At 73.9% G+C, this 23711-nt stretch carries 23 protein-coding genes and 1 pseudogene; 9 read left to right on the top strand and 15 right to left on the bottom strand.

Annotated features, from left to right (window positions below; translation table 11 throughout):
- Positions 1 to 52: 52 nt before the first annotated feature.
- Positions 53 to 268 (bottom strand): dodecin, encoded by a 216-nt coding sequence (locus IE277_RS23190; protein ID WP_189955439.1) that lies wholly within the window; start codon positions 266 to 268, stop codon positions 53 to 55.
- A gap of 208 nt (positions 269 to 476) precedes the next feature.
- On the opposite strand from IE277_RS23190, the gene IE277_RS23195 reads away from it, so the two are divergent.
- Positions 477 to 1730 (top strand): extracellular solute-binding protein, encoded by a 1254-nt coding sequence (locus IE277_RS23195; RefSeq protein WP_189955448.1) that lies wholly within the window; start codon positions 477 to 479, stop codon positions 1728 to 1730.
- 1 nt (position 1731) lies between these two features.
- Here IE277_RS23195 and egtD read toward each other — a convergent pair whose 3' ends face one another.
- Genes egtD through egtA form a run of 4 tightly spaced genes read right to left on the bottom strand, consistent with a single transcriptional unit; the run spans position 1732 to position 6183 of the window.
- The gene (gene egtD / locus IE277_RS23200) at positions 1732 to 2691 is read right to left on the bottom strand and encodes an L-histidine N(alpha)-methyltransferase (RefSeq protein WP_189955450.1); all 960 of its coding nucleotides are present in this window, start codon (positions 2689 to 2691) and stop codon (positions 1732 to 1734) included.
- Positions 2688 to 3503 (bottom strand): ergothioneine biosynthesis protein EgtC, encoded by an 816-nt coding sequence (egtC, locus tag IE277_RS23205; protein ID WP_189955452.1) that lies wholly within the window; start codon positions 3501 to 3503, stop codon positions 2688 to 2690. The genes egtD and egtC overlap by 4 nt, the downstream gene beginning before the upstream one ends.
- Positions 3503 to 4840 carry an ergothioneine biosynthesis protein EgtB gene (gene egtB / locus IE277_RS23210; protein ID WP_189955455.1) on the bottom strand — a complete coding sequence of 446 codons (1338 nt, stop codon included), beginning with the start codon at positions 4838 to 4840 and terminating at the stop codon, positions 3503 to 3505. Before egtB ends, egtC begins: the two co-directional genes overlap by 1 nt.
- On the bottom strand, positions 4837 to 6183 hold the full coding sequence (gene egtA, locus IE277_RS23215; protein ID WP_189955457.1) for an ergothioneine biosynthesis glutamate--cysteine ligase EgtA: 1347 nt from the start codon (positions 6181 to 6183) through the stop codon (positions 4837 to 4839). Before egtA ends, egtB begins: the two co-directional genes overlap by 4 nt.
- Before the next feature lie 289 nt (positions 6184 to 6472).
- Here egtA and IE277_RS23220 point away from each other — a divergent pair, with 289 nt between their 5' ends.
- The gene (locus IE277_RS23220; protein ID WP_189955459.1) at positions 6473 to 7306 is read left to right on the top strand and encodes a TIGR02452 family protein; all 834 of its coding nucleotides are present in this window, start codon (positions 6473 to 6475) and stop codon (positions 7304 to 7306) included.
- A 6-nt stretch (positions 7307 to 7312) separates the two neighbouring features.
- Here the strand turns inward: IE277_RS23220 and IE277_RS23225 are convergent, their stop codons facing one another.
- The 4 genes from IE277_RS23225 to IE277_RS23240 all read right to left on the bottom strand — a co-directional run bounded on the left by IE277_RS23225 (position 7313) and on the right by IE277_RS23240 (position 11277).
- Positions 7313 to 7759 carry a type II toxin-antitoxin system PemK/MazF family toxin gene (locus tag IE277_RS23225; protein ID WP_189955462.1) on the bottom strand — a complete coding sequence of 149 codons (447 nt, stop codon included), beginning with the start codon at positions 7757 to 7759 and terminating at the stop codon, positions 7313 to 7315.
- A 111-nt stretch (positions 7760 to 7870) separates the two neighbouring features.
- The gene (locus IE277_RS23230) at positions 7871 to 8284 is read right to left on the bottom strand and encodes a cupin domain-containing protein (RefSeq protein WP_189955463.1); all 414 of its coding nucleotides are present in this window, start codon (positions 8282 to 8284) and stop codon (positions 7871 to 7873) included.
- A gap of 204 nt (positions 8285 to 8488) precedes the next feature.
- A complete protein-coding gene (locus tag IE277_RS23235; protein ID WP_189955465.1) occupies positions 8489 to 9910 on the bottom strand; it encodes an amidase in 1422 nt (473 codons plus the stop codon).
- A gap of 137 nt (positions 9911 to 10047) precedes the next feature.
- On the bottom strand, positions 10048 to 11277 hold the full coding sequence (locus IE277_RS23240; protein ID WP_189955467.1) for an MFS transporter: 1230 nt from the start codon (positions 11275 to 11277) through the stop codon (positions 10048 to 10050).
- Between the two features lie 56 nt (positions 11278 to 11333).
- Between IE277_RS23240 and IE277_RS23245 the strand changes: the two genes are divergently transcribed.
- Positions 11334 to 12311 (top strand): ArsR/SmtB family transcription factor, encoded by a 978-nt coding sequence (locus IE277_RS23245; protein ID WP_189955470.1) that lies wholly within the window; start codon positions 11334 to 11336, stop codon positions 12309 to 12311.
- Positions 12312 to 12418: 107 nt separating this feature from the next.
- Here IE277_RS23245 and IE277_RS23250 read toward each other — a convergent pair whose 3' ends face one another.
- Positions 12419 to 12982, bottom strand: coding sequence for an NAD(P)H-dependent oxidoreductase (locus IE277_RS23250; protein WP_189955472.1), 564 nt, complete (start codon positions 12980 to 12982; stop codon positions 12419 to 12421).
- Between the two features lie 100 nt (positions 12983 to 13082).
- Here IE277_RS23250 and IE277_RS23255 point away from each other — a divergent pair, with 100 nt between their 5' ends.
- Positions 13083 to 13763: a TetR/AcrR family transcriptional regulator gene (locus IE277_RS23255; protein WP_189955474.1), complete on the top strand. Its 681-nt coding sequence runs from the start codon at positions 13083 to 13085 to the stop codon at positions 13761 to 13763.
- A 46-nt stretch (positions 13764 to 13809) separates the two neighbouring features.
- Here IE277_RS23255 and IE277_RS23260 read toward each other — a convergent pair whose 3' ends face one another.
- Positions 13810 to 14985, bottom strand: a complete 1176-nt coding sequence (locus IE277_RS23260; protein WP_189955476.1) for an FAD-dependent oxidoreductase — start codon at positions 14983 to 14985, stop codon at positions 13810 to 13812.
- On the bottom strand, positions 14982 to 15665 hold the full coding sequence (locus IE277_RS23265) for a TetR/AcrR family transcriptional regulator (RefSeq protein WP_189955478.1): 684 nt from the start codon (positions 15663 to 15665) through the stop codon (positions 14982 to 14984). The genes IE277_RS23260 and IE277_RS23265 overlap by 4 nt, the downstream gene beginning before the upstream one ends.
- A gap of 161 nt (positions 15666 to 15826) precedes the next feature.
- Between IE277_RS23265 and IE277_RS23270 the strand changes: the two genes are divergently transcribed.
- On the top strand, positions 15827 to 16828 hold the full coding sequence (locus IE277_RS23270; protein WP_373310855.1) for a LacI family DNA-binding transcriptional regulator: 1002 nt from the start codon (positions 15827 to 15829) through the stop codon (positions 16826 to 16828).
- A gap of 37 nt (positions 16829 to 16865) precedes the next feature.
- On the opposite strand, the gene trxA is transcribed toward IE277_RS23270, so the two are convergent.
- Positions 16866 to 17264 (bottom strand): thioredoxin, encoded by a 399-nt coding sequence (trxA, locus tag IE277_RS23275; protein WP_189955482.1) that lies wholly within the window; start codon positions 17262 to 17264, stop codon positions 16866 to 16868.
- A 139-nt stretch (positions 17265 to 17403) separates the two neighbouring features.
- Between trxA and IE277_RS23280 the strand changes: the two genes are divergently transcribed.
- Positions 17404 to 18834: a dihydrolipoyl dehydrogenase family protein gene (locus tag IE277_RS23280; protein ID WP_189955484.1), complete on the top strand. Its 1431-nt coding sequence runs from the start codon at positions 17404 to 17406 to the stop codon at positions 18832 to 18834.
- Between the two features lie 8 nt (positions 18835 to 18842).
- Here IE277_RS23280 and IE277_RS23285 read toward each other — a convergent pair whose 3' ends face one another.
- A complete protein-coding gene (locus IE277_RS23285; RefSeq protein ID WP_189955486.1) occupies positions 18843 to 19487 on the bottom strand; it encodes a peptide deformylase in 645 nt (214 codons plus the stop codon).
- A 440-nt stretch (positions 19488 to 19927) separates the two neighbouring features.
- Between IE277_RS23285 and IE277_RS23290 the strand changes: the two are divergent.
- Together IE277_RS23290 and IE277_RS23295 are read left to right on the top strand one after the other, a co-directional pair.
- Positions 19928 to 20943, top strand: a pseudogene (locus IE277_RS23290) (PepSY-associated TM helix domain-containing protein).
- Positions 20944 to 21112: 169 nt separating this feature from the next.
- Entirely contained in the window at positions 21113 to 22195 is a 1083-nt protein-coding gene (locus IE277_RS23295; protein WP_189955488.1) for a M56 family metallopeptidase, read from the top strand.
- A gap of 19 nt (positions 22196 to 22214) precedes the next feature.
- On the opposite strand, the gene IE277_RS23300 is transcribed toward IE277_RS23295, so the two are convergent.
- Positions 22215 to 22562: a tetratricopeptide repeat protein gene (locus IE277_RS23300; protein WP_189955669.1), complete on the bottom strand. Its 348-nt coding sequence runs from the start codon at positions 22560 to 22562 to the stop codon at positions 22215 to 22217.
- A gap of 243 nt (positions 22563 to 22805) precedes the next feature.
- Between IE277_RS23300 and IE277_RS23305 the strand changes: the two genes are divergently transcribed.
- Positions 22806 to 23582 (top strand): NPP1 family protein, encoded by a 777-nt coding sequence (locus tag IE277_RS23305; protein WP_189955490.1) that lies wholly within the window; start codon positions 22806 to 22808, stop codon positions 23580 to 23582.
- The last annotated feature ends 129 nt before the right edge of the window (positions 23583 to 23711 follow it).

Consider the following 23711-nt stretch of genomic DNA (forward strand, 5'->3'; position numbering starts at 1 on the left):
GTGGCAGGTACGGCGCTCGTCGTGGAGGCGCCAAAGACGCCGAGCGGCCGGGTCAGTCCCCGTCCTCGATACGGAAGCCCACCTTCAGCCCCACCTGGTAGTGCTCGATCCGCCCGTTCTCGATCTGGCCGCGGACCTGGGTCACCTCGAACCAGTCCAGGTTGCGCACGGTCTGGTCGGCGCGCGCGATGCCGTTGCGGATGGCCTGGTCGATGCCCTCGTGCGAGGTGCCGACGATCTCGGTGACCCGGTAGGTGTGGTTCGACATGAGGGTGCTCCTCTCGTTGCACGCCGTACTCCACCGTGCCCCATCCCCGCTCCGCCCGCACGGTGTCCCGCAGATACCGGGGCAGCCCTTGACCTCTGCATTGGTCCATACCAAAATCCAGCACACCCGTACGAGCCGTGCCGCTCGTCCCCCCACGTCGGGCCCCCACCCCTGTCCGCACCCCCTGCCAGACAGAACAGGACCCCTCGTGAGACGTCGTCTGCTCGCCCTCGTGTGTGTCACCGGTTCCCTCCTGAGCGCCTGCGGGATGCTCCCGGGCGCGCACGAGCGCACGACCGTCACCGTGTGGGTGATGAAGGACAGCGCGTCCAAGGACTTTCTCCGGCGCTTCACCGAGGACTTCGAACGCACCCACAAGGACCTGCGCCTCGACATCCGCGTCCAGGACTGGACCGGCATCGTCGACAAGGTCCGCAAGGCCCTCAAGGGCGACTCCGGCGACGGACCCGACGTCATCGAGGTCGGCAACACCCAGGTGCCGCTCTACGCGGACGGCGGCCGGCTCGCCGACCTCACCCTGGAGTCGATGCGCGACTGGGATCAGGACGCCTGGCTGCCCGCGCTCGCCGAGCCCGGCAGGGACGGCAACGCGCAGTACGGCATCCCCTGGTACGCGGCGAACCGCGTCGTCATCTACCGCAAGGACCTGTTCGAGGCGGCCGGCCTCACCCGGGTGCCGCGGACCCGCGCGGAGTGGCTGGCCGACACCCGGCAGCTCAACTCCCATGGCAACCAGGGCATTTACCTCGCCGGACAGGACTGGTACACGCTCTCGGGGTTCATCTGGGACGAGGGCGGCGACCTCGCCCAGCGGAAGGACTACAAGTGGAAGGGCACCCTCGACGCCCCGGCCGCGCTGCGCGGCATGGACTTCTACCGGCGGCTGCAGGCGCTGGGCGCGGGACCGGCGGGCGCCGACGAGGAACATCCGCCCCAGGCCGGGGTGTTCGCCGGCGGCAAGGTGGCGCAGATCGTCGCCGTACCGGGGCTCGCCCGGTCGATCGTGCGGCAGAACCCGGGCCTGCAGGGCAAGCTGGGCTTCTTCCCCGTGCCGGGAAAGAGCGCCGCGCGGCCCGGCACCGTGTTCACCGGCGGCTCCGACCTCGTCGTCCCCGGCAACACCAAGGACCAGTTCGCCGCCACCGCCGTCGTCGGGGCGCTCACCGGAGCACAGTGGGACACCGAACTCGCCCGCACCATGAACTATGTGCCCAACAAGACCGCGCTGGCACGCGCCGTCGCGGGTGAGGAGGGGATCGCCGCCATGGCCGCGGGCGCGGCACACGGCCGGGCGACCCCCAGCACCCCTCAGTGGGCCGACGTCGAGGCCGACAACCCGGTCAAGGAGTACATGACCCGGGTGCTGGACGGAGCCGACCCGGCGGCCGAGGCCCGTCGGGCCTCGGCCAGGATCACCGAGCAGCTCACCCCGGACGTCTGACTCAGCGCACCACGCTCAGAGACAGCGCGAAGCGGTCCTGCGCGTCCGTCCACCAGTGGGTCAACTCCAGGTCGGCGGCGGCCAGTTCGGCGCTCACTCCGTCCTTGCGGAACTTGGCCGACACCTCGGTGCGCATCTCCTCGCCCGCCGCGAAGTCCACGGCGAGATCCAGGGCGGGGACCTTCACGGTCTGCGCGACCCGCGAGCGCAGCCGCATCTCGATCCACTCCTGCCCGGCGTCCCACAGCGCCACGTGGTCGAAGGCGTCCGGGTCGAAGTCGGCCCCGAGTTCACGGTCGACGACGGCCAGCACGTTCTTGTTGAACGCGGCCGTCACCCCGGCCGCGTCGTCGTACGCCCGGACCAGCACCCGCTCGTCCTTGACCAGGTCGGTGCCGAGCAGCAGCCCGTCGCCGGGCGCGAGCAGCGAGCGCACGGAGGACAGGAACTTCGCCCGCTCGTCCGGCAGCAGATTGCCGATCGTGCCGCCGAGGAACGCCACCAGCCGGGGACCGGGGGTGGCGGGCAGGGCGAGCGGGGCCGTGAAGTCGGCGATCAGCGCATGGACTTCGAGCTCCGGGCGGGCCTCGACAAGGGCCTGCCCGGCCTGGGTGAGCGCGCTCTCGCTGACGTCGACGGGGACGTACACGGAGGGCATGAGCGCGTCGAGGAGATAGCGGGTCTTCTCCGAGGAGCCCGAGCCGAGTTCGATCAGCGTCCGGGCACCGCTGGCCGCGGTGATCTCACCGGACCGGGTGGCGAGGATCTCCCGCTCGGCACGGGTGGGGTAGTACTCGGGCAGTTCGGTGATCTGCTCGAACAGGTCGCTGCCGCGCGCGTCGTAGAACCACTTGGGCGGCAGCCACTTGGGCTGGACGGTCAGGCCGTGCCGGACGTCGGCGCGCAGCGCGGCGTCGGTCGCGTCCTCGGGGAGGGTGCGGGTGACAAGCAGGGGGCTCACGTACAGGGCTCCTTCGATGATGGGGGCGCCCCCGCTCGCGCGGAGTCGAGAGTGGGGGAGGACGCCGGACTCTCCAGCGGGGCGAGCAGCACGCCGGAGCGGCTCGCGGTGAGCACGGTGCGGTCGGGGACCTCCTGCCAGAGCGGGTCGTCGTCGTACGGCTCGGAGGCGACGACCGCGCTCAGGCCGGGCTCCGTGCGGAACCAGAGGCTGTCGCCCCAGGCCGTGGCGGCGATCGTCGCGCCGTCGGTCAACAGCAGGTTGAGCCGGGAGGCCGGGGCCGCCCCCGCCAGCAGGCGCACTGTTTCCCCGAGGGCCCGGCCGGGTTCGTCCCCCGAACGCAGCCGGTGCAGGACCAGCGCCCAGACGAACGCCGAGTCGGTACGGGCCTCCAGCGACAGCAGCTCCACCGGGGGCAGCCCGGACGCCAGCGGGGCCGCCGAGTCGGGCCAGCCCGCGACCGCGCCGTTGTGGCTGAACAGCCACCGCCCGGAGGCGAAGGGCGCCGCGGCCGCCTCGCCGTCCGCACCCGCGAGCGTCGCGTCCCGTACGGCGGCGAGCACGGCGCCGGAGCGCACCACCCGGGCCAGATCGGCGAAGGACAGGTCGGCCCAGACCGGCCCGGCCCGCCGGTAGCGCGCCGGGACGGGGTCGTCGGGGGCGTACCAGCCGACCCCGAACCCATCGGCGTTGACGGTGCCGTAGCGCTGCCGCCGGGGTGCCCATGACTGGCGCACCAGGCTGTGCTCGGGCTCCGCGAGAACGCGGCCGAGCGGCTCCTCGGGCCCCACATAGGCCAGATGACGGCACATCAGACGGCCTCCGGGCGGGCGGTGCGGAACCCGGAGAAGATCTGCCGCCGGACCGGGTAGTCCCAGTTGCGGAACGTGCCCCGGCAGGCCACCGCGTCCACGGCGAACGAACCGCCGCGCAGCACCTTGTGCTCCGGGCCGAAGAACACCTCCGAGTACTCCTTGTACGGGAAGGCCCGGAAGCCCGGGTACGGCAGGAAGTCGCTCGCCGTCCACTCCCACACATCACCGATCAACTGGCGTACACCCAGCGGCGACTCACCCTTCGGGTAGCTGCCGGCGGGGGCGGGCCGAAGATGCCGCTGGCCCAGGTTGGCGTGCTCCGGGGCCGGGTCCGCGTCACCCCACGGGTAGCGCGTCGAGCGGCCGGTGGCCGGGTCGTGCCGGGCGGCCTTCTCCCACTCGGTCTCGGTGGGCAGCCGGCGCCCGGCCCAGCGGGCATAGGCGTCCGCCTCGTACCAGCACACGTGCAGCACCGGCTCGTCGGGCGGGACCGCCTCCGTCACCCCGAAGCGGCGGCGCAGCCACTGGTCGCCGTCGCGCCGCCAGTACAGCGGCGCCGTGATCGAGTGCCGGCGGATGTGCGCCCAGCCCTCCGGCGTCCACCAGCGCTCGGTGGTGTAGCCGCCGTCCTCGATGAACGCCTGGTACGCCGCGTTCGTCACCGGAGTGGTGTCGATCCAGAACGGCGCCACCTCCCGGACGTGCGCCGGGCGTTCGTTGTCCAGCGCCCAGGGCTCGGCCGAGGTGCCCATCGTGAACGGGCCGCCGGGGACCAGGACTTCGGCCGGGCCGGTGAACAACGGGGCCGGCTCCGGGTCCGGGGCGGTCAGGGCCTGCGGGCCCGTTCTCAGCTGATGGGTGATCAACATGGTCTCGTCGTGCTGCTGTTCGTGCTGCGCGATCATCCCGAAGGCGAACCCGGCCTCGGTCAGCCGGGAGCCGTGGAAGTCCGCGCCCCCCAGCAGGTCCATGACCCGGCCGCGCACCTCGGCCGCGTAGTGGCGGGCCTCGGCGGGCGCCAGCAGCGGCAACGACGGCCGCTCGGCCCGTGGATGCTCGAAGGCGTCGTACAGGCGGTCTATCTCGGGCCGCATGGCGTCCCGGCCGCCGACCGCCCGCAGCAGCCACAGCTCCTCCTGGTTGCCGATGTGCGCGAGGTCCCACACCAGCGGGGACATCAACGGCGAGTGCTGGGCCGTGAGGTCCGGGTCCTCGACACAGCTGGTGAGCAGCGTGGTGCGGTCGCGGGCGGTGGTGAGCGACAGCAGCGCCCGCTCGCGCAGCGCCTCGGTGTCCGCCTCGGTCGTCGTGGTGTCGGTCTCGGGGGCGGTCATGTGCGGATGTCCTTCCCATGGGCGGTGGGGGTGCCCCCGGTTCGGCCGGGCCGGTGCGGCGGCGGATCGCCGCCGCCCAGCCGGTCCAGCAGGTCGTCGGCCGGGCAGCGGCTCCGGGCGACATAGCGGTCCCGGTACGCGGCCACCGCCTCCGTTATCTCGGCGGTGGCGCCGATCCGGGGCAGGGCCTCCAGCGCCGCCGCGAAGCACACATCGGCGGCCTCGCGCAGCTCCGGGTCGGCGAGGCCGAGGCGTGCCGCGTCGGTCCACAGGGGGTTGTGCGGGGCGGGCAGGTTCAGGGCCCGCTCCGCGAGCGGTTTCACGCTCCGGTACGCCGTCTCGGCGGCCTGCGGATCGTCGAACAGCGCCGCCGTCACCGCGAGCGGCACGATCCAGCCGTCGTCACCGGGCTGCGCGTCGATCATGCGCAGCTCCAGATGGCCGCGCGGCCGGACCGGCGGGAACAGGGTGGTGAGGTGATACTCCAGGTCCGCCCGGGTGGGCGGCCGGGGCGAGCGGGAACGCGTCCACTCCCGGAAGGTGAGCCCCTCCGGTACGTCCCACGGCCCGCTGTCCCGTCGTACACACATCACCGGCGAGTCCAGCACATGCCGGGCCCAGGCGGCCCGTGGCTCGCCGTCCAGCGGGGGAGCGCCCGCGCGGCCGGCGCCGATCTCCAGCCACATCAGCTGCCGGCTGGACTGCCAGCCCGTGGGCTCACGGCCGATCAGCGGGGAGTTGGCGAACGCGGCCACCAGGACCGCCCCCAGCTGATGGGCCAGCCACCAGCGGCGCGCGTGTCCGAGCGGACCGGGTTCCTCATGGCCGGCGTCCACGCACACCTGCACGGAGGCGGAGGCGCACATCATGTGCCGGCCCGCAGGACCGGTGCGGTCCAGGCACGTCTCCATCGCGTCGTAGCGCGGTTCGTGCAGGAACCTGCGGGGCGTGTGCCAGGGGTCGTGGCCGATGCCGACCAGGCCGAGACCCTCTGTGGCGAGGACGGCGCGGACGCTGTCCAGGTCGGCGGAGACCGTGCCTATGCACTCCATCAGGGAGGCGGCGGGCGGCGAACTGAGCTCCAGCTGGCCGCCGGGTTCCACGGTGAGCGGCGACCGCAGGGGCACGGAGCGCAGTGCCGCGTAGACCGTTTCGAGTCGTTCGGGTGTCACGGGGAGCTGCGGCGCGCGCAGCTCATGGATCAGCCACTCCAGTTCGACACCGAGCGCGCGGGGCGGCCCGGTCTTGAAGCAGATGCCCCGGACCAGGGCCTCCACCTCGGGTTCGGTGACGGCGGTGCGGTGGTCCGTACAGTCGCCACCGTCACTCTGTGCATCGGACATGTCGGGATCCTCCTGAGATTCCACCATGCCACCGGCCCGGTTCGTTCGTCGGTTCGTTCGCCGGGCCGGGCAGACATGCGTTCCACCCAAGACCCTCTCGCCGATTCGCACAAGGGTGCCCCCGTGGGCGTTCGGGTTCGGTCATCTCCGTTTCCGTATGCGTTCTCCGGGCCGTCGCGGGGGCGGAAACTCCGTTGCACGCCCTCACCAGCATCGCCCAGGATGAGTGCATGAGCACAACGGGGGAAACCGCGCCGGCCGCGGGTACGGCGTCGACGGGGGTGGCGCCGTGAGCGCGCGCCTGCGCGGGATCGCCGCGGAGACGGAAGAGATCGTCGCGGCGCGCCGCTATCGCACGGCGGACGGCCGGGAGGTGCCCCTCGGCGCGCAGACCGAGGCCGCGCGGGCCGGCACGCGGATGTACGGCCCCGCGCCGGTGCCGGTGCCCACGCACGCGGACGTGGAGCCGTTCTTCGAGGTCACGGCCGAGAGCAGCCTGGAGGCCGCCCGCCGGCTGGCCGACGCCCCGGTCGCGGTCCTCAACTTCGCCTCAGCCCGCAATCCGGGCGGCGGCTATCTGAACGGCGCGCAGGCCCAGGAGGAGGCCCTGTGCCGCGCCTCCGCGCTGTACACCTGCCTGCTGGGCGTCCGGGAGTTCTACGACCACCACCGCGCCCACCGCGACCCGTTCTACACGGACCGGGTGATCCATTCCCCGGCCGTCCCGGTCTTCCGTGACGACCGGGGCCGGCTGCTGGCCGAGCCGTATCGCGCGGGCTTCCTGACCGCGGCCGCCCCCAACGCGGGGGTCGTACGGCGTACGGCACCGCAGCGCGCCGCCGAACTGCCCGGAGCCCTCGCCGTACGGGCGGAGCGGGTGCTGGAGACGGCCGCCGCCCACGGCTATGGCCGGCTGGTGCTCGGCGCCTGGGGGTGCGGAGTGTTCCAGAACGACCCGGACCAGGTCGCGGGCGCGTTCCGGGCGCTGCTCGGCCCCGGCGGCCGGTTCGCCCGCACCTTCGAGCACGTGGTGTTCGGAGTGCTGGACCGGACGCCGGGAGCGACGGTCCGGGAGGCCTTCGTACGGGCGTTCCCGGCCGGTCTGTCCACGGCTACGCCGTGACAGGCGTCAGGTCCAGCCGTAGCGCTCGTGCAGCCGCTGCCGGACGAGGTTGAACCGCATCCGGTCCAGCGCGCACGCCTCGCGCCGCATGCCCTCCTCGTGCAACCGCAGCACGCGGTCCACATCCACCCACGAGTCCCGGTCCGACCGGTCCCACGGCCCGCTGCCGATCGCCACATAGTCCCGGTCGCCGTCATGGCGCTTGCTGGTCAGCTGTACGGCGAGGAAGGTGCCGGCCGCCTCCCGGGCGACGACCAGCACCGGGCGGTCCTTGCCCCGCCCGTCGTTCTCCTCGAACGGCACCCAGGTCCACACGATCTCGCCGGGGTCGGGGTCGCCGTCGTGGGCCGGGGAGTACTCGGTGCGCACCCGGCCGACCTCGCGCGGCTCGGCCTCGGTGGTCGCATGGCGGCCGTACCGGCCGGGGACGTTCTCATCGGTATACGTGGTCACGGAGGCACCCTAGTCGGCGGCCATCGGCGTGCAAGGGGCGCCTGTCGTGCGAGCGTTGCGCCGGTGGGTGAGACCGCCGCAGTGGGCGCCGGGGGCGTGGCAGGGGGGTGGTCAGGGGCCCGGCCGCATGCCGATCTGTATGCCCGGCCGGCGTCGGTGCACGGTCACATACGTCAGTCCCGTCGCGCCGGCGGTGATGCTGCGCGGCGCGCCGTGCGGCAGCCAGGCCAGGGTGCCCTCGCCGAGCGGCCGGGGTGCGTCGCCGGGACCCCGGCCGAGCACGCCGTCCCCGGCGACGACCAGGACCAGCACGTCCAGCTGAGTCTCGGTGTGAGCCGTGATCCGCTCGCCCGGAGCGATCCTCACCACGTTGGCGTCGAGCTGCCGCCCGCTCTCGGCCAGCTTCCGCAGCACTCCGCCGGGCAGCGGCGGGGCCTCGGCCAGCGCGCGGGCGTCACACAGTACGCGGGCATCCGCCGGGGTGGGCCTGGCCGGCCCGGGTCCGGCCGCGGACGGCGACGGCATCTGGTATTTCCCCTCGGCTTGCGCGCTGCTCGTCCCACACCTGCCCACGGCTTGCCCGGCTTGCCCCTGGCTGAGCCGATCGCCGACGCGGAACTCGCCCGTCCGGCCGCCGCCCACCCCCGCATCGTGCCCGGCCACGACGGACCGGCTGCCCGCGACGCGCGGCCGCGAACCCGAACCCCCCGGTGAACTCCTGACCAGTCGTCAGGCGGCCCGCGGTGCCGTGGCCGGGCGCGGCGGCCAGAGCTCGTGCCAGCGCAGCTCCGCCTCCAGCTGGGCGGCGAGGGACACCAGCAGCGGTTCGCCGGCGGCGGGGCCGAGCAGCTGCGCACCCACCGGCAGCCCGTCCCCGACGAACCCGGCGGGTACGTTCACCCCCGGCCAGCCCAGCACGTTCCACGGCCAGGCGTACGGACAGGCGGCGATCATCGCGCGGTCCGTGGCCGGCCCGCGCAGCCCGTACAGGGCGCCGATCCGGGGCGGGGGAGCGGCCGTCGTGGGCGCGAGGATCACGTCGTAACGCGCGAAGAACCGGCCGATCCGCCGGTGCAGCACCGCCTCCGCGCGCCGGGCCGCCCGCAGCGGGGCGCCGCCGAGCAGCCGGCCGAGCCGCGCCGCGTCCCGGGTGCGCGGATCCAGCAGCGCCGGATCGGGGGTCTCCCGGACCCGCTCGGCGATACCGGCGGTGGCGCGCGGCACGAAGGTCAGCCCGATCTGCCCGTACGGCGGATCGGCCTCCTCCACGTCATGCCCCAACTCGGCCAATTTCTCCGCGAGTTCGACGACCCGGGCGCGGATCTCCGGATGCAGCCGGGCCGGTACGGCGGTGAACGGGGGCTTGAGGGACAGAGCGATGCGCAGCCGGCCCGGGTCGCGGCCGGCCGCGTCCGCCACCGTCAGGGCGGCCGGCCGGTGCGGATCACGGGCGTGGTTGCCGCTCGCCGCGTCCAGCAGCAGGGCAGCGTCGGCCACCGTCCGGGCGAGGGTGCCGTTGACCGTGATGCCCTGGAAGGACTCCCCGTGCGGCCAGGTCGAGATCCGGCCGCGCTGCGGCTTGATGCCGATCAGACCGGTCCACGACGCCGGTATGCGCACCGAGCCGGCGCCGTCGGAGCCGAGCGCGGCGGGGACGAGCCCGGCCGCGACGGCGGCGGCCGAGCCCCCGGACGAACCCCCGGGCGTGTGCCCGGTGTGCCATGGATTGCGGGTGTCCCCGAACGCCGGTCCCTCGGTGAACGGCCACTGCCCCAGCTCGCAGGTGTTCGTCTTGCCGACGATCACCGCACCGGCCGCGCGCAGCCGCCGTACCGCCTCGCCGTCCTCGGTGACCGGTGCGAACGCGCCCGGACAGCCGAACGCGGTCGGCTCCCCGGCCACGTCCATGTCGTCCTTCACCGCCACCGGCACCCCGAGCAGCGGGCGTCGCACCCCGGATGCCAACTCCCGGTCGGCGGCGTCCGCTTCGGCGAGCGCGGCCTCGGCCCGCACGATCCGGAAGGCGTTCAGGGTCCCCTGGGTGGCCTCGATCCGGGCCAGCGCCCGCTCCACCAGCGCCCGCGAGGTCACCTCCCCCTCGGCGAGCGCACGGCGCGTCGGCAGGAGTCCGGCGGCACGGTCGGGCGTCATGGACGAGCACCTCCGGGAAACTCCGGGAACCCCGGGGGTCCCCGGGAACGATGTCTACCGAACGGTAACGTCGGAATCCGGTGGCCGTACGGGTTTCGCCGGGACGTCCTCGGGTGCCGGGGCCGATGTCCGGCAGGTCAGCAACGCCGCGCCCGCGTCGCCGCCTTCCTGGTCCGCGCTCCCATGTGCCGGAGCAGGCCCAGCCCCGTCAGCAGTGCGACCAGCGCGCACACCCCGGACCAGCCGTACCGTCCGTACGCGCGGGCGGCGAGCCAGGAACCGAGGCCGCCGCCGAGGTACGCGCACGTCATGTAGGCGGTGTTGAGGCGACTGCGGACGTCCGCGGCGAGGGCGTAGACGCGCACCTGGTTGGCGACCATGCCGGACTGCATCCCGACGTCCAGCAGCAGCGTGCCCGTCACCAGGGCCAGCACCCCGGGGGTGCCGCCGACGCCGCCGAGGGCGAGGGCCGGCGCGGACACCAGGACCAGCACAAAGCACACCAGGTTCACCGGGTCCGGCCCCCGCCGGTCCACCAGCCGCCCCGCGACCGGCGTGACGAGCATCGTCACCGCGTTGACCAGCGCCAGCAGTCCGACCGCGTCGGCCCCGAGCCCGTACACCGGGCCCGTCAGCAGCAGCGCCACGCCGGTCCACGCCGCGGAGAAACCGGCGAACACCGTCGCCTGGTAGAAGGAGGAACGGCGCAGGTCCGACTCGCCGAGCAGCAGCCGGACCGGCTCGGCCAGCAGCCGGGCGTAGCGCTGCCGGGACGGCGCGGCGAGGGGCGGGAGCGCCCGGGCCAGCAGCAGCGCGACCAGAAAGGTGAGCAGGGCCGCCAGGACGTACGGAGCCCGCCAGCCCAGCCGGTCCGCGAGGGCGCCCCCGGCCGTGCGGGAGAGCAGCATCCCGGCGAGGGCACCGCTCAGCAGCGTGCCGCCGACCACGCCCCGCCGCTCGGCGGGGACCAGTCCGGCGGCCAGCGGACCGGCCAGCGGGGCGATCACCGTGGCCGTGCCGACCAGCGCGCTCGCCCCGAGCAGCGGCGGCAGCCCGGGCGCGGCGGCAGCGGCGCACAGGCCGGTGCCGGTCACCAGGAGCAGGGTGACCAGCAGCGGGCGGGGCGGCAGCCGGTCGCCGAGCGGGACCAGCAGGAAGACGCCCACCGCGTAGCCGAACTGGGTCGCGGTCACCACGCCGGCCGCCGTGCCGGGGGAGACACCGAGGCCCGCCGCCACGAGCGGGGCGACGGCCTGCGGGAAGTACACATTGCCGACCGCCACCCCGCAGGCCACTGCCAGCGAGGCGACGAGGAGGGAGGACCCGGGCGCACGCGCGGTACGCTGCCCGGTGTGGTGATCCGTCATGTGCCGAAGTCCACGCCCCGCGCGGACGGTTGGCGAAGGATGTAGGCGGGAGCTTAATGATCAGCTTCCGGCTCGGGGTCGACGACCTGACCGACACCCGGTTCGCCATCTCCCCGCTCGGCGAGCTGATGGAGAGCCTGCGCGTCCTGCGCGCCCCGGCCCTGCACCCCCTGCACCGCGACTGGCGCCGCACCGTGCTCGCCGCCCTCGCCCCCGCCGATCTGCCCCTGCTGTCCGCCCTGGTCGGCCCCACCCTCGCGCTGCCCGACTTCCTGACCCCGCGGCCCCTCGTCCACGCGCCCGCGTTCGCCGAGGAGCTGACCGTCGTACGGGCCACGCCGGCTGAGGTCGTACGCCGCGATCTGCGCGCCGCGCACGCCCCGCGCCCGCACCCCGGCGTGCTGCGGCAGGCCGACGAGCCCGGTGACGGCCCGGTGCTCGAACTCCTCGACGCCCTCTGCGCGTTGCTGCTGCGCTACTGGCGGACGGCCCTGGAGCCGCACTGGCCGCGGATCCGGCTCGTCCTGGAGGCCGACATCACGCACCGCGCGGGACAGCTGGCCACCGGCGGCGCGCGCTCGCTGTTCTCCGCTCTGCACCCGAACCTCGGCTGGCGGGACGGAGTGCTCACGGTCGAGAAGATGATCGGCCGGCACACGGTGGACGGCGCCGGGCGGGGGCTGCGGCTGGTCCCCTCGGTGTTCGCGCACAAGCCGGCGCCCCCGATCAGCGCCGAGGCACCGCCGATGCTGGCCTATCCGGGCCGGGGTGCGGCGACCCTGTGGGAACCGGCGCCCGCGCCCGACGCCTCCGCACTCACCGCCCTGCTCGGCGCACCCCGGACGACCCTGCTGCGGATGCTCGCGGAACCCCTGCCCACGGTGGAACTCGCCCGCCGGCTCGGCGTGACACCGAGCGCCGTCTCCCAGCATCTGCGCGTGCTGGCCGCCACGGGCCTGGTCACCCGCGTACGGGACGGCCGCCGCGTCCTGTACCGCCGCAGCGCACTGGCCGAACAGCTGACGACGGCCTGACCGGCGCGTGCGCACGGGAAGCGGCCGGGGAGTGCGGACGTGGAGGCGACGAGGGTGGGACATGCGAAGGGGCCGGACGGATCCGGCCCCTTCGTGGTGGGTGCGGCTCAGGCGGCCGTGGCCTCGCCCACGTTGCCGTGCAGACGGGCGACGACCTCGGTCAGCTGCGCGGCGACCTCGGCGTCGTCGACCGGGTGGGTCTCGGCGAAGCGGGTCATCGAACCCGGGATGGACAGCTTGATGTCCTCGATCACCTTGCCGCCGGCGATGCCCACGGCCTTGCGGGTGTCGTCCTGCGCCCACACGCCGCCGTACTGGCCGAAGGCGGTGCCGATCACGGCGACGGGCTTGCCGCCGAAGGCGCCGGCGCCGTAGGGGCGGGACAGCCAGTCGATGGCGTTCTTCAGGACGGCCGGGATGGTGCCGTTGTACTCCGGGGAGAAGAGCAGGAAGGCGTCGACGCCCTGCGCGGCCTCACGCAGCTTCGCGGCGGCGGCCGGCACACCGCCCTCGACGTCGATGTCCTCGTTGTAGAAGGGGACGTCGGCCAGGCCCTCGAACAGCACGACCTCGGCGCCCTCCGGGGCGAGCTTGACGGCCGCCTCGGCGAGCTGGCGGTTGTGCGAACCGGCGCGGAGGCTGCCGACGAGCGCGAGGATGCGAACAGACATGAGAACTCCAAAGAGGCTGAAACAACGCTGTTACGATCCGGACCTGGGTCCGTTTAAGTTTCTATCACCCCAAACGGACCACGGTCCAGTTTTGTTCCCGATGCTTTACGCTGTCTTCATGTCCCGCGCCCTGCCGCCCTTCCCGCCGCCTCAGGAGCCCTTCGACACACCCCAGTTGCTCGAAGTCGGCACGGCGCCCGAGGAGCCGTACCTGCGTGCCGACGCGGCGCGCAACCGGGCCCGGCTGCTGGAGGCCGCCGCCCGGCTGATCGCGGAGCACGGGGTGGCCGGGGTCACCATGGAGGCCGTGGCCGCGGCGGCCGACGTGGGCAAGGGGACCGTCTTTCGCCGCTTCGGCGACCGCACGGGACTGCTGATGGCCCTGCTCGACCACTCGGACCGCACGCTGCAGGCCGACTTCATGGGCGGGCCCCCGCCGCTGGGGCCCGGGGCGCCGCCCCTGGAGCGCCTGCGGGCCTTCGGCGTGGCGGTGCTGTACCGCTATGCCGAGCAGCTCGACCTCCTGCTGGCCGCGCAGACGGAACCCACCCGCAGGCTCTCCCACCCGGCGGTCGGCGCACTGCGCACGCATGTGACGATGCTGCTGCGGCAGATCGTGCCGGACGCCGACTGCGAGCTGCTGGCGCAGACCCTGCTCGCCTCTCTCGATCCGGCGGTGATCCACCACCAGACCCGGCAGTGCGGGATGCCCATGGAACGGCTGGAGGCGGGCTGGACCGACCTGGTCGCCCGGGTGACCGGAACCCGGCCGTCCCACTGAGCGGGCTGCCGCGCCGCCCCCGCCCGGCTGCTGATCCGAACGCCGGTCACCCGCAGGCCGGGGCCTCCTGGGTTTCCTGGTCCGGCCGGCCCGCGAACACGTCGAGCAGTCCCTGCGGACTGTCCGCGCGGAACAGCAGCGCGGTGTTTCGCGCCGACTCCGCGGCGGACACCTCGGCGCGCCGGAACATCCGGTCCTCGTAGGCGGCCAGCGCGGCCTCGGTGTCGCCGGGACGCGCGGCGAGCGCGAGGCCCAGTTCGGCGCCGTCGAGCAGCGCCAGATTGGCGCCCTCGCCGGCGAACGGCGACATCAGATGGGCCGCGTCCCCGAGCAGCGTGACCCCGGGCACCCGCTCCCAGCGGTGACCGACCGGCAGGGCGTGGATCCGCCGGGGCACGAGCGCGCCGTCCGCGTCCGTGACCAGGGCCCGCAGGCTCTCGTGCCAGCCGTCGTACTCCTTGAGTACGGCCGCCCTGGCCGCCTCCGGGTCGCCGAAGTCGATGCCGTCCAGCCAGTCCTCCGGGGCCACGACGGCCGCGTACACATGCAGGCTGCCGTCCGTCTCGCGGTGCGCGAGGAGACCCCGGCCCGCGCCGAGCGCGAAGAGCATCCCGCCGCCGACGACCGCCGCGCTCGCCGGATGGCGCAGATCCGCATCCCGCAGATCGGCCTCGACGAAGGACACGCCCGTGTACGCGGGCCGGGCGGGGGAGAGCAGCGGGCGGATCCGGGACCAGGCGCCGTCCGCGCCGACCAGCAGATCCGTGGTGAACGCGGTGCCGTCCGCGAGCGTCACCTCGTGCCGGCCGTCGCCGAGGGGGCGGGCGTCGGTGACCTTGGCGCCCCAGTGGACCGTGTCCTCGGGCAGCGAGCCGAGCAGCAGGTCCCGCAGATCGCCGCGGTCGATCTCGGGCCGGCCGCCGGTACCGTCGTCCTCATGGGCGAGCCAGACGGTGCCCTGCCGGTCCAGGACGCGCGTCGCCTCGCCGCCCGGGTGGACGCGCCGCAGGAACTCCTCGTGCAGCGCGGCGGCTCGCAGCGCCTCCTGGCCGGAGTCGTCATGGATGTCGAGCATGCCGCCCTGGACCCGGGCGGCCGGCGAGGGCTCCAGGTCGAACAGGGCGGCCGCCGCGCCGTTCACGTGCAGGACCCGGGCGAGCGTGAGCCCGCCGAGACCGGCGCCGACGACGGCGACCGGGTAGTGGGGAGAGCGGGTGGTCATGCGGGCCTCCTGGCAGGGCGGTCGGGTACGGCGGTGTGCTCGATGCCGTTGATCAGGGTCCGGACGGCCCACGACAGGCGGGCCTCGGGGGCGCCGGAGAGCAGCGCGTCGGCGCTCGCGGCGATGTGCGGATAGATGCCGGCCGGCGCCTCGCGGACGGCGTGGGACAGGGCCTGCAGGTCGCCCGGGGCCCCTTCCCCGGCGTGCTCGGCGGCCGTCGCGGCGGCGTGCTGCAGCAGCAGGTCGACGCCCCACGCGGCCTGCGCGCGCGGCACTCCGCCCGATGCGAGCAGCTCCAGCAGGGTCTCGATCAGCCGCAGATAGTGCGGGCCGCTCGGCCACGCGGTCAGCGCCGAGCGGGCGAGACTCGGATGCTCCAGGAGCATCGCGGTGTATCCGGTGAGCACCGCCTCCAGCCGCTCCCGCCAGTCGCCCTCGGCCGGGGCGGGGGGCACCGTGCCGAGCAGCTCGTCCAGGACGGCCGCGTGCAGCTCGTCGGTGTTGCGGACGTAGACGTACAGCGAGGCCGGGCCGGTGTCCAGTTCCTGTGCCAGCCGCCGCATGGTCACCTTGCGCAGTCCTTCCGCGCGCAGGATCGCGACGGCGGCGGCGACGATGCTTTCCCGGCTCAGGGCGGGCTTGGCGGGGCGCTCGCGGCGGGAGCGGGGAGAAGCGGTCATGGGTCCACCGTAACGAACATGTTCGTAGCGAACAAGTACGTGACGAACGTGTTCGTCGGAGAGAGTGTGTGGCCCGGTGCGGGCCCCGATTTCGTGCAAGGGTGAACCACGTCGCCCCGCCGGTTCCCGGCCCCCGCCCCTCTGCCAAGATGCGGTCTGTCATGGTGCAGATACCGAACACGCCCACGAGTGCCGATGTGGCCCGCCTGGCCGGCGTCTCGCGCGCGACCGTGTCCTACGTCCTCAACAACACCAGCGCCGTACGGATCAGCGAACCGACGCGGCGGCGCGTTCACGAAGCCGCGCGCGAACTGGGGTACGTGCCCCACGCCGCCGCCCGCAGCCTGCGCGCCGGACACAGCCGTATGGTCCTCATGCCCGCCCCGGCGATCCCTGTGGGCCCCCTGTACAGCGGATTCCTCAACGAACTCCAGTGGGCGCTGGGGCGGCTCGACTACACCGTCGTGCAGTACGGCACCGTCGGCCTCCTGGGCGACGAGGCCGCCCGCGCCTGGGCGGAGCTGCGGCCCGTCGCCGTCCTGGTGCCCGGCGCGGAACTCGGGCCGCAGGGCGTCCGCGTCCTCAAGCGCTCCGGCGCCCGAGCCGTCGTCACCCTCGGCCCCGAACGCGTCGACGGCGCCCATGCCCTGCTGATGGACCACGACACCGTCGGCCGGTGCGCGGCCGCCCACCTCTACGAAGGGGGCCGACGCCGGATCGGTGTCGTGGTGCCCGAGGAGTCGGGTCTGGAGGCCTACTCACGGCCCCGGCTCGCCGGGGTGCGCCAGGCGCTCTCCGGCACCGACGCCGCCGTGACGGAGCTGCCGCTCGCCTACACCGAGGAATCCGCCGCCCGACTCGCCGCGGGCTGGCGGGAGTCGGGACTGGACGCGGTGTTCGCCTACAACGACGAGTACGCGATGCTCCTGATGCGCGCCCTGCAGGACGAGGGGCTGCGCGTCCCCGAGGACGTGGCCCTGATCGGCGCCGACGACCTGATGCTCGGCCGGCTGCTGCGGCCCCGCCTGAGCACGGTCCATATCGAACTGCCCTCGGGCCGCGACCTGGCCGAACTGGTCGACCGTGCGGTACGCGACCCGGGCGGTGAGCCGGAGGTGCACAAGGTGCTGGGCGCCTCGGTGGTGCGGCGCGAGTCCAGCTGACGGCCGTACGCACGGGGCGCCGGACCCGCCGCGGGTGCTACTGGGCGGTGCCCTCCTGCGCGTGCTGAGCCTGGGCCTGCTGGGCCGCGATGCTCTTGTGCACCTCGTCCATGTCCAGCCCGCGGGCCTGCCCGATGAGGTCGGCCAGGGCGGGCTCGGGCAGGGCGCCCGGCTGGGCGAAGACGGCGACCTTGTCGCGGACGATCATCAGCGTCGGGATCGACTGGATGCCGAAGGCCTGGGCCAGCTCCGGCTGGGCCTCGGTGTCCACCTTGCCGAAGACGAGGTCCGGGTTGTCCGCGGCGGCCTTCTCGTACACCGGCGCGAACTGCCGGCACGGCCCGCACCAGGCAGCCCAGAAATCGATGAGAACGAAATCGTTCTCGCTGACCGTCTGGTCGAAGTTGTCCTTGGTCAGCTCCACGGTGCTGCTCATGGCGTGAGTCCCTCTTCCTGTGTGGGGTGTGCCGACGGCGCAAACACGGTCGCCGGGCCGCCTATTCCACACGTGTATGTGCATGTCCCGCGCGTGTACCCATGTGGCCGTCGCGCACACCACCCACCAGACTGACCCCATGACGGAAACGGAATCCATCGCGTACGACGTCGTGGTGCTCGGGGCCGGTCCCGTGGGGGAGAACGTCGCCGACCGCACCCGTGCGGCCGGCCTCACCACGGCGATCGTGGAGAGCGAACTCGTCGGCGGCGAGTGCTCGTACTGGGCGTGCATGCCCAGCAAGGCGCTGCTGCGGCCGGTGATCGCCCAGGCGGACGCCCGCCGCCTGCCCGGCCTCGCCCCGGCGGTCCAGGGCCCGCTCGACACCCCGGCCGTCCTGGCCCGCCGGAACGACTACGCCTCCCACTGGAAGGACGACGGCCAGGCCGCCTGGGTGCACGGCATCGGCGCCGACCTCTACCGCGGCCACGGGCGCCTCGCGGGCCCCCGCACGGTCACCGTGACCGGTGCCGACGGCACGGTCACCACCCTCACCGCCCGGCACGCCGTCGCGGTCGCCACCGGCACCCGCGCCCAACTGCCCGACCTGCCCCATCTCGCCGGGGTGAAGCCCTGGACCAGCCGCGAGGCCACCAGCGCGCAGGCCGCCCCGGGCCGGCTGATCGTCGTCGGCGGCGGTGTCGTCGCCACCGAGATGGCCACCGCCTGGCAGGCCCTCGGCTCCCGGGTCACCCTGCTGGTCCGTGGCAAGGGCCTGCTGAACCGCATGGAGCCGTTCGCCGGGGAACTGGTCGCCGAGGCACTCGCCGAATCCGGCGTCGACGTCCGCACCGGCACCTCCGTGGAGTCCGTCACCCGCGAGAACGGCACCGTCGTGGCCGTCACCGCCGGCGGTGACCGCGTCGAGGCCGACGAGATCCTCTTCGCCACCGGCCGCGTCCCGCACACCGACGACATCGGTCTCGACACCGTCGGCCTGACCCCCGGCTCCTGGCTGGAGGCCGACGACACCCTCCGCGTCACCGGCACCGACTGGCTGTACGCGGTCGGCGACGTCAACCACCGCGCCCTCCTCACCCACCAGGGCAAGTACCAGGCCCGGATCGCGGGCGCCGCCATCGCCGCCCGCGCGGCCGGCGACCCCGTGGTGCACGAGCCCTGGGGCCCCCATGTGGCCACCGCCGACCACCACGCCGTACCCCAGGTCGTCTTCACCGACCCCGAGGCCGCCGCGGTCGGGCTCTCCCTCGCCGAGGCCGAACAGGCCGGCCACCGGGTCCGCGCCGTCGACGTCGAGTTCTCCTCCGTCGCGGGCGCCGGCCTGTACGGCGACGGATACAACGGCCGCGCCCGGATGGTCGTGGACCTGGAGGACGAGACCCTGCGCGGGGTCACCTTCGTCGGCCCCGGCGTCGGCGAACTCATCCACTCCGCCACCGTCGCCGTCGCCGGCCGGGTCCCGGTCAGCAGGCTGTGGCACGCGGTCCCGTCCTACCCGACGCTGAGCGAGGTGTGGCTGCGGCTGCTGGAGGCCTACCGCGACAACTGACGTGCTGCTTACGGCAGTTCGAAGCCGAGGGCGTCGGCCGCCGCCTCGGGCGTCGGCCGGTTCCACAGGGCGGCGACCGCCTCGTTCGTGGACAGCGAGCGCAGTTCGGCGCGGTCCAGGTAGAGCATGCCGTCCAGGTGGTCCGTCTCGTGCTGCACGATACGGGCGGGCCACCCGGTGAACACCTCGTCCAGCGCATGGCCCCGCTCGTCCTCGCCGCGCAGCCGCACTTCGGTGTGCCGGGCCACCACCGCCTGCCAGCCCGGCACGCTCAGACAGCCCTCGAAGAACGCGGCACGCGCACTGCCCACCGGCTCGTACACCGGGTTCACCAGGACGCGGAACGGCTGCGGGACGCGCCCCCGGGCCACCGCCACCTCCTCGGGCACCGGCGCCGGATCCTCGATGACCGCGATCCGCAGGGGTACACCCACCTGCGGCGCGGCAAGACCCACGCCGGGCGCGGCGTGCATGGTGGCGCGCAGGGCCTCGACGAAGCGGGCGAGCAGGGCGGGGCCGAGCTGACCGTCGTACGGCTCGGCGCCGCGCCGCAGCACCGGCTGCCCGGCGGCGACGATGGGCAAGGTGCCGCCCGCGGCGAGGAGTTCCTCGACCCGTTCGGCGAGCGGCGCGTGATCAGAGGGAGGTGCCATCGCGTCAGCATGCCATGCCACCCCCGCACTCCCTGTGGCACACCTCACCAACACCCCGGGGAACTCAGCCGCTTCGCGGCCCGACCACTGGACCGCCAGCGCTTCCGCACCGAGTCCCCCGGGGAAGCCTCCCCATGACCGCCGCTCCCTCGCCCGCCCCGACCGAGGCCTCCCGCCCCGCGGCTAGGGCCTGTCCGGCGGATCCTGTCGCGGACGCGGGGGGCGGTGCGCCCATCTGCTGCGTTGTCGTCGGTCGTCAACTCCCCCACGCTCGACTGCTCCCCCACGCTCGACTGCTCCCCCACGCTCGACTTCGCTCGCGCGGGGGGACCCCCACCGCGGGGGCGCCCCCATCGCGTCGACTCCCTCCTCCGCCTTGCAGCTGGACGCTCCGCCCCCCGCTCACCTGCGCCGATGAGGCACCGTCACTTTCCCGCGACCTGATCCGCCGGACAGGCCCTAGGGGCCGCTGGGCACCCCTGCGCCCGCTGGTCCTGCGCCTGCACTTCTACGCCGGGTGTCCTCGTCGCCCCGTTCCTGCTGGTCGCCGCAGTCACGGGACTGCTGTACGCGGGCTCGTTCCAGGCCGAGGAACTCGTCTACGGCCATGAGCTGACCGTCCCCGCCGGGACGACCGAACTGCCCCTCTCCGCCCAGGTCGCCGCCCGCACGGCCCACCCCGAAGGCACCGTCGCGGCCGTACGCCCCGCACCCGAGGCCGGCGCCACCCGGGTGCTGCTGTCCGGCGTCCCGGGTGTCGACCCCGAGCACACTCGCGCCGTGTTCGTCGACCCCAGCACCGGCCGGGTGCGCGGCTCCTTCGAACAGTACGGTGCGACCGGCGCGCTGCCCCTGCGCACCTGGATCGACGGACTCCACCGCGATCTGCGCCTCGGCGACACCGGCCGCCTCTACAGCGAACTGGCCGCCAGCTGACTGTGGGTGATCACGGCCGACGGGCTGGTGCTCTGGCTCTCCCGCCGCCGCGCCCCGCGCACGGTCCGTGGCACCAGCGGGCGGCGCCGCACCCTCCTCGGCCAGGCCACCCCGTCCGTCTCCGCGTCCGTGACCGGCGGCGAGCACGCGGGCCACGCCGCGGCGGCCGGTTCCGGGGGCGGCGCCGCACCCGGCGTGGGCCTGGACAAGGTGCTGGCCGCGGCCCGCGCCAAGGGCCTCGGCGACCCCGTCGAGATCGTGCCGCCGGCCGACGCCCACAGCGCGTACGTCGTCCGGCAGATACAGCATGTGGTGGCAGCGCGGACGCGGCTCCGCCTTCGGCCGGCCCCTGCCACGCGGAGCCTGGGCCGAGGTGCCGCCGTACATCCTGGTCCCCGCGCTCGCGGCCGTCGCCGTGCTCGGCTGGTTCGTGCCGCTGCTCGGCATCCCGCTGGCCGCGTTCCTCGCCGTCGACATCGCCCTCGGCGAGCTGGCACACCGCCGCGGACGCCGGACCTAGGGGGCGCGCCGCAGGGGACAGCGCGGTCCGGCACGCCGGTCCGAGAAGAAGACGGGGCACCAGAAGAAGACCGGGCACCAGAAGAAGACCGGGCACGAGAAGAAGACCGGGCACGAGGGACGGCCGTAGCACGGACAGGGGGCGCGGTCGTACGGAAGACTGACCGCCCATGGGGGTCTTCGTCTTCCTGCCACTGGTGCTCCCGCTGTCCGCCTGGCCGGTCGCCCGGCTCGGCGAGACACGGCTGCATCCGCGTACCGCGACGCGGCTGCTGACGGCGGTGGCGGTCGTCATGGCCATGTGCAGCACCCTCTGCCTGGCCCTGGTCATGGCCGTCGGCACCGCCCAGCTGCCCGGCAACCCCCTCCCGGACGCCTGGTCCGACCCGCGGGTGCGGGCCGCCGTCCCGTACGACGAGATCGCCGGCCGGGCCGCCATCTGCGCGCTCACCCTGGTCGTGGCCGCCTGTGCCCGCACCCTGCTGCGGCACCGCCGGGTCATCCGCCGGACCCACCGCGCCCTGGGCCCCGGCCCGGGTACCTCCCGTACGAGGGCGAGGGTGAGGACGAGGGCGAGGGTGAGGGTGAGGACGAGGGCCAAGAGTCGGCACACCGACGGGACGCACCTGGCGCCGTGGACGGCGGGAGCCCGGCGGCCCGGCCCGGCCGCGCGGCCGGGGCAGGGGCCGGGGCCGACGGTCGCGGTTCTGCCCGACGGCGCGCCGTACGCCTACGCCCTGCCCGGCGGCCGGGGCCGGATCGTCGTCAGCACCGCACTGCTGGCCGGGCTCGCTCCCGGCGAGCGGCGTGCCCTGTTCGCCCACGAACGCGCCCATCTGAGGGCCGGCCACCACCGCCATCTGCTCGCCGCGCATCTCGCCGCCCGCGCCAACCCGTTCCTGCGCCCGCTGCGCACCGCCGTCCTCTACACGGCCGAGCGCTGGGCGGACGAGGAGGCCGCCCGCACGGTCGGCGACCGGCGTACCGTCGCCCGCGCCATCGGCCGGGCGGCACTGTTGTCCGCCGATACCCCCGGGCCCACCCTCGCCGCGCTCGCGGCCACCGGTCCCGTGCCGCGCCGGGTGGCGGCGCTGCTGGCCCCCGCGCCCATGGCCCGCACCTGGCCGCCGGCCTGCACCCCGGTCGGCCTCGCCGCCTGGGGCGCCGCCGCCGGGGCGCTGGTGTCCGCGATGTCGTCGGCGAACTCCGCCGTCACCCTGTATCTGATCCTGCACGCGACGGCCTCGATGTGACCCGGCTCATCGACCCGGCTCACTCCTGCGGGAAGTCGCCCGCCAGCGCCGAGGCGATCCTCAGATGCCGCTCCGCCTCCTCGTGCCGGGCCTGCCGCTGGAGCGTACGGCCCAGCATCAGCCGGGCGTAGTGCTCCACCGGGTCACGCTCCACGATGATCCGCAACTCGGCTTCCGCGCGGCGCAGTTGGGCCGAGTGGTAGTAGGCGCGGGCCAGCAGCAGCCGGGGTCCGGTCTGCTCCGGAACCTCCTCGACCAGCCCGCTCAGCACCCGCGCCGCGCCCGCGTAGTCCTTCGCGTCGAAGAACTGCTGCGCGCGCTCCCAGCGCTCGGCCGGTGTGCCGTGGTCGTAGTACGTGGTCTCCACTTGCGTCCCCACTTGAGTCTCTACTTGCGTCCCCGCTTGCGTCTCCACTCGTGACCTCCTTCGGCGGCCACAACTGAACGCGTTCGTTAAATATTCCACTAACCCCCTGAAGGCAAGATCAATTACCCGAAAGTCCATCCATCCGTTCGCGGAAAGCCCTTTCATGGAGCCTTCGGCCCGCCATCCTCTCGCTCGGTCACGGATGTGCTGACCGGACGAGCGGACCATCGACTGGAGGACCCCATGCCCCGAACCCCCGGCAGGAACAGGCCGCGCCACCTCGGCAGAGCGGCTGTCGTCGCCGGCAGTGCCGCCGCCCTCGCCGTCGCCCTGTCGGGCAGCGCGTCCGCGGGCGTGCTGCAGAACCTGCCCGAGAACGCGACCCAGTTGGAGAGGTCCTTCGAGCCCGTGTACGACTACGACACGGACAGCTGCTACCCGGCGGCCGCCATCGATCCGGCCGGCAACCTCAACGGCGGTCTCAAGCCGACCGGTTCGATCACCGGCGAGTGCCGCGGCGGCCACCTCGGCCACGCCGACACCTACGCGCGGTCCAAGTGCAACAACGGCTGGTGCGGCATCATCTACGCCAGCTACTTCGAGAAGGACGAGGCCTCACCGGGCATCGGCCACCGGCACGACTGGGAGTGCATGGTCGTCTGGGTCAGGCAGGGCGCGGACACCCCGTCGTATCTGTCCGCCTCGCGGCACGGCGGCTTCAGCACCCACCCGATCGCCGAGGTCCCGATGAGCGGCCCGCGGGTCGAGGCGGTCTACCACAAGGACGGCGCGGGCACCCACGCCTTCCGCTTCGCCAAGTGGGGCGAGACGCCGGAGAACGACACCGGCGCGTGGCACCAGGAGAACCTGCTCAGCTGGGACACCATGACATCGAACCTGCGCGGCATCCTGAACGCCTCGGACTGGGGCGACGCCAACTTCCCCCTCCAGGACGCCAAGTTCGCCGGCCACCTGAACAAGGCCAAGCCGAGCGACATCACCTTCGACCCGTACGCCTGACGGCCCTAGGGCCTGTCCGGCGGATCCTGTCGCGGACGCGGGGGCCGGCACGCCCATCTGCGGCGTTGCGGTCACTCGTGCGGCGTTGCGGTCACTCGCCGACTCCCCCACGCTCGACTTCGCTCGCGC

The organism is Streptomyces alanosinicus, from assembly GCF_014650595.1.
Taxonomy (GTDB): Bacteria; Actinomycetota; Actinomycetes; order Streptomycetales; family Streptomycetaceae; genus Streptomyces; species Streptomyces alanosinicus.

Coding starts and splice junctions, on each gene's coding strand:
- IE277_RS23190 (WP_189955439.1), bottom strand. CDS start 268: ATGTCGAACCACACCTACCGGGTCACCGAGATCGTCGGCACCTCGCAC.
- egtC (WP_189955452.1), bottom strand. CDS start 3,503: ATGTGCCGTCATCTGGCCTATGTGGGGCCCGAGGAGCCGCTCGGCCGC.
- egtB (WP_189955455.1), bottom strand. CDS start 4,840: ATGACCGCCCCCGAGACCGACACCACGACGACCGAGGCGGACACCGAG.
- egtA (WP_189955457.1), bottom strand. CDS start 6,183: ATGTCCGATGCACAGAGTGACGGTGGCGACTGTACGGACCACCGCACC.
- IE277_RS23230 (WP_189955463.1), bottom strand. CDS start 8,284: ATGCCGTCGCCGTCCGCGGCCGGACCCGGGCCGGCCAGGCCCACCCCG.
- IE277_RS23235 (WP_189955465.1), bottom strand. CDS start 9,910: ATGACGCCCGACCGTGCCGCCGGACTCCTGCCGACGCGCCGTGCGCTC.
- IE277_RS23240 (WP_189955467.1), bottom strand. CDS start 11,277: ATGACGGATCACCACACCGGGCAGCGTACCGCGCGTGCGCCCGGGTCC.
- IE277_RS23245 (WP_189955470.1), top strand. CDS start 11,334: ATGATCAGCTTCCGGCTCGGGGTCGACGACCTGACCGACACCCGGTTC.
- IE277_RS23250 (WP_189955472.1), bottom strand. CDS start 12,982: ATGTCTGTTCGCATCCTCGCGCTCGTCGGCAGCCTCCGCGCCGGTTCG.
- IE277_RS23255 (WP_189955474.1), top strand. CDS start 13,083: ATGCTTTACGCTGTCTTCATGTCCCGCGCCCTGCCGCCCTTCCCGCCG.
- IE277_RS23260 (WP_189955476.1), bottom strand. CDS start 14,985: ATGACCACCCGCTCTCCCCACTACCCGGTCGCCGTCGTCGGCGCCGGT.
- IE277_RS23265 (WP_189955478.1), bottom strand. CDS start 15,665: ATGACCGCTTCTCCCCGCTCCCGCCGCGAGCGCCCCGCCAAGCCCGCC.
- IE277_RS23270 (WP_373310855.1), top strand. CDS start 15,827: ATGGTGCAGATACCGAACACGCCCACGAGTGCCGATGTGGCCCGCCTG.
- trxA (WP_189955482.1), bottom strand. CDS start 17,264: ATGAGCAGCACCGTGGAGCTGACCAAGGACAACTTCGACCAGACGGTC.
- IE277_RS23280 (WP_189955484.1), top strand. CDS start 17,404: ATGACGGAAACGGAATCCATCGCGTACGACGTCGTGGTGCTCGGGGCC.
- IE277_RS23285 (WP_189955486.1), bottom strand. CDS start 19,487: ATGGCACCTCCCTCTGATCACGCGCCGCTCGCCGAACGGGTCGAGGAA.
- IE277_RS23295 (WP_189955488.1), top strand. CDS start 21,113: ATGGGGGTCTTCGTCTTCCTGCCACTGGTGCTCCCGCTGTCCGCCTGG.
- IE277_RS23305 (WP_189955490.1), top strand. CDS start 22,806: ATGCCCCGAACCCCCGGCAGGAACAGGCCGCGCCACCTCGGCAGAGCG.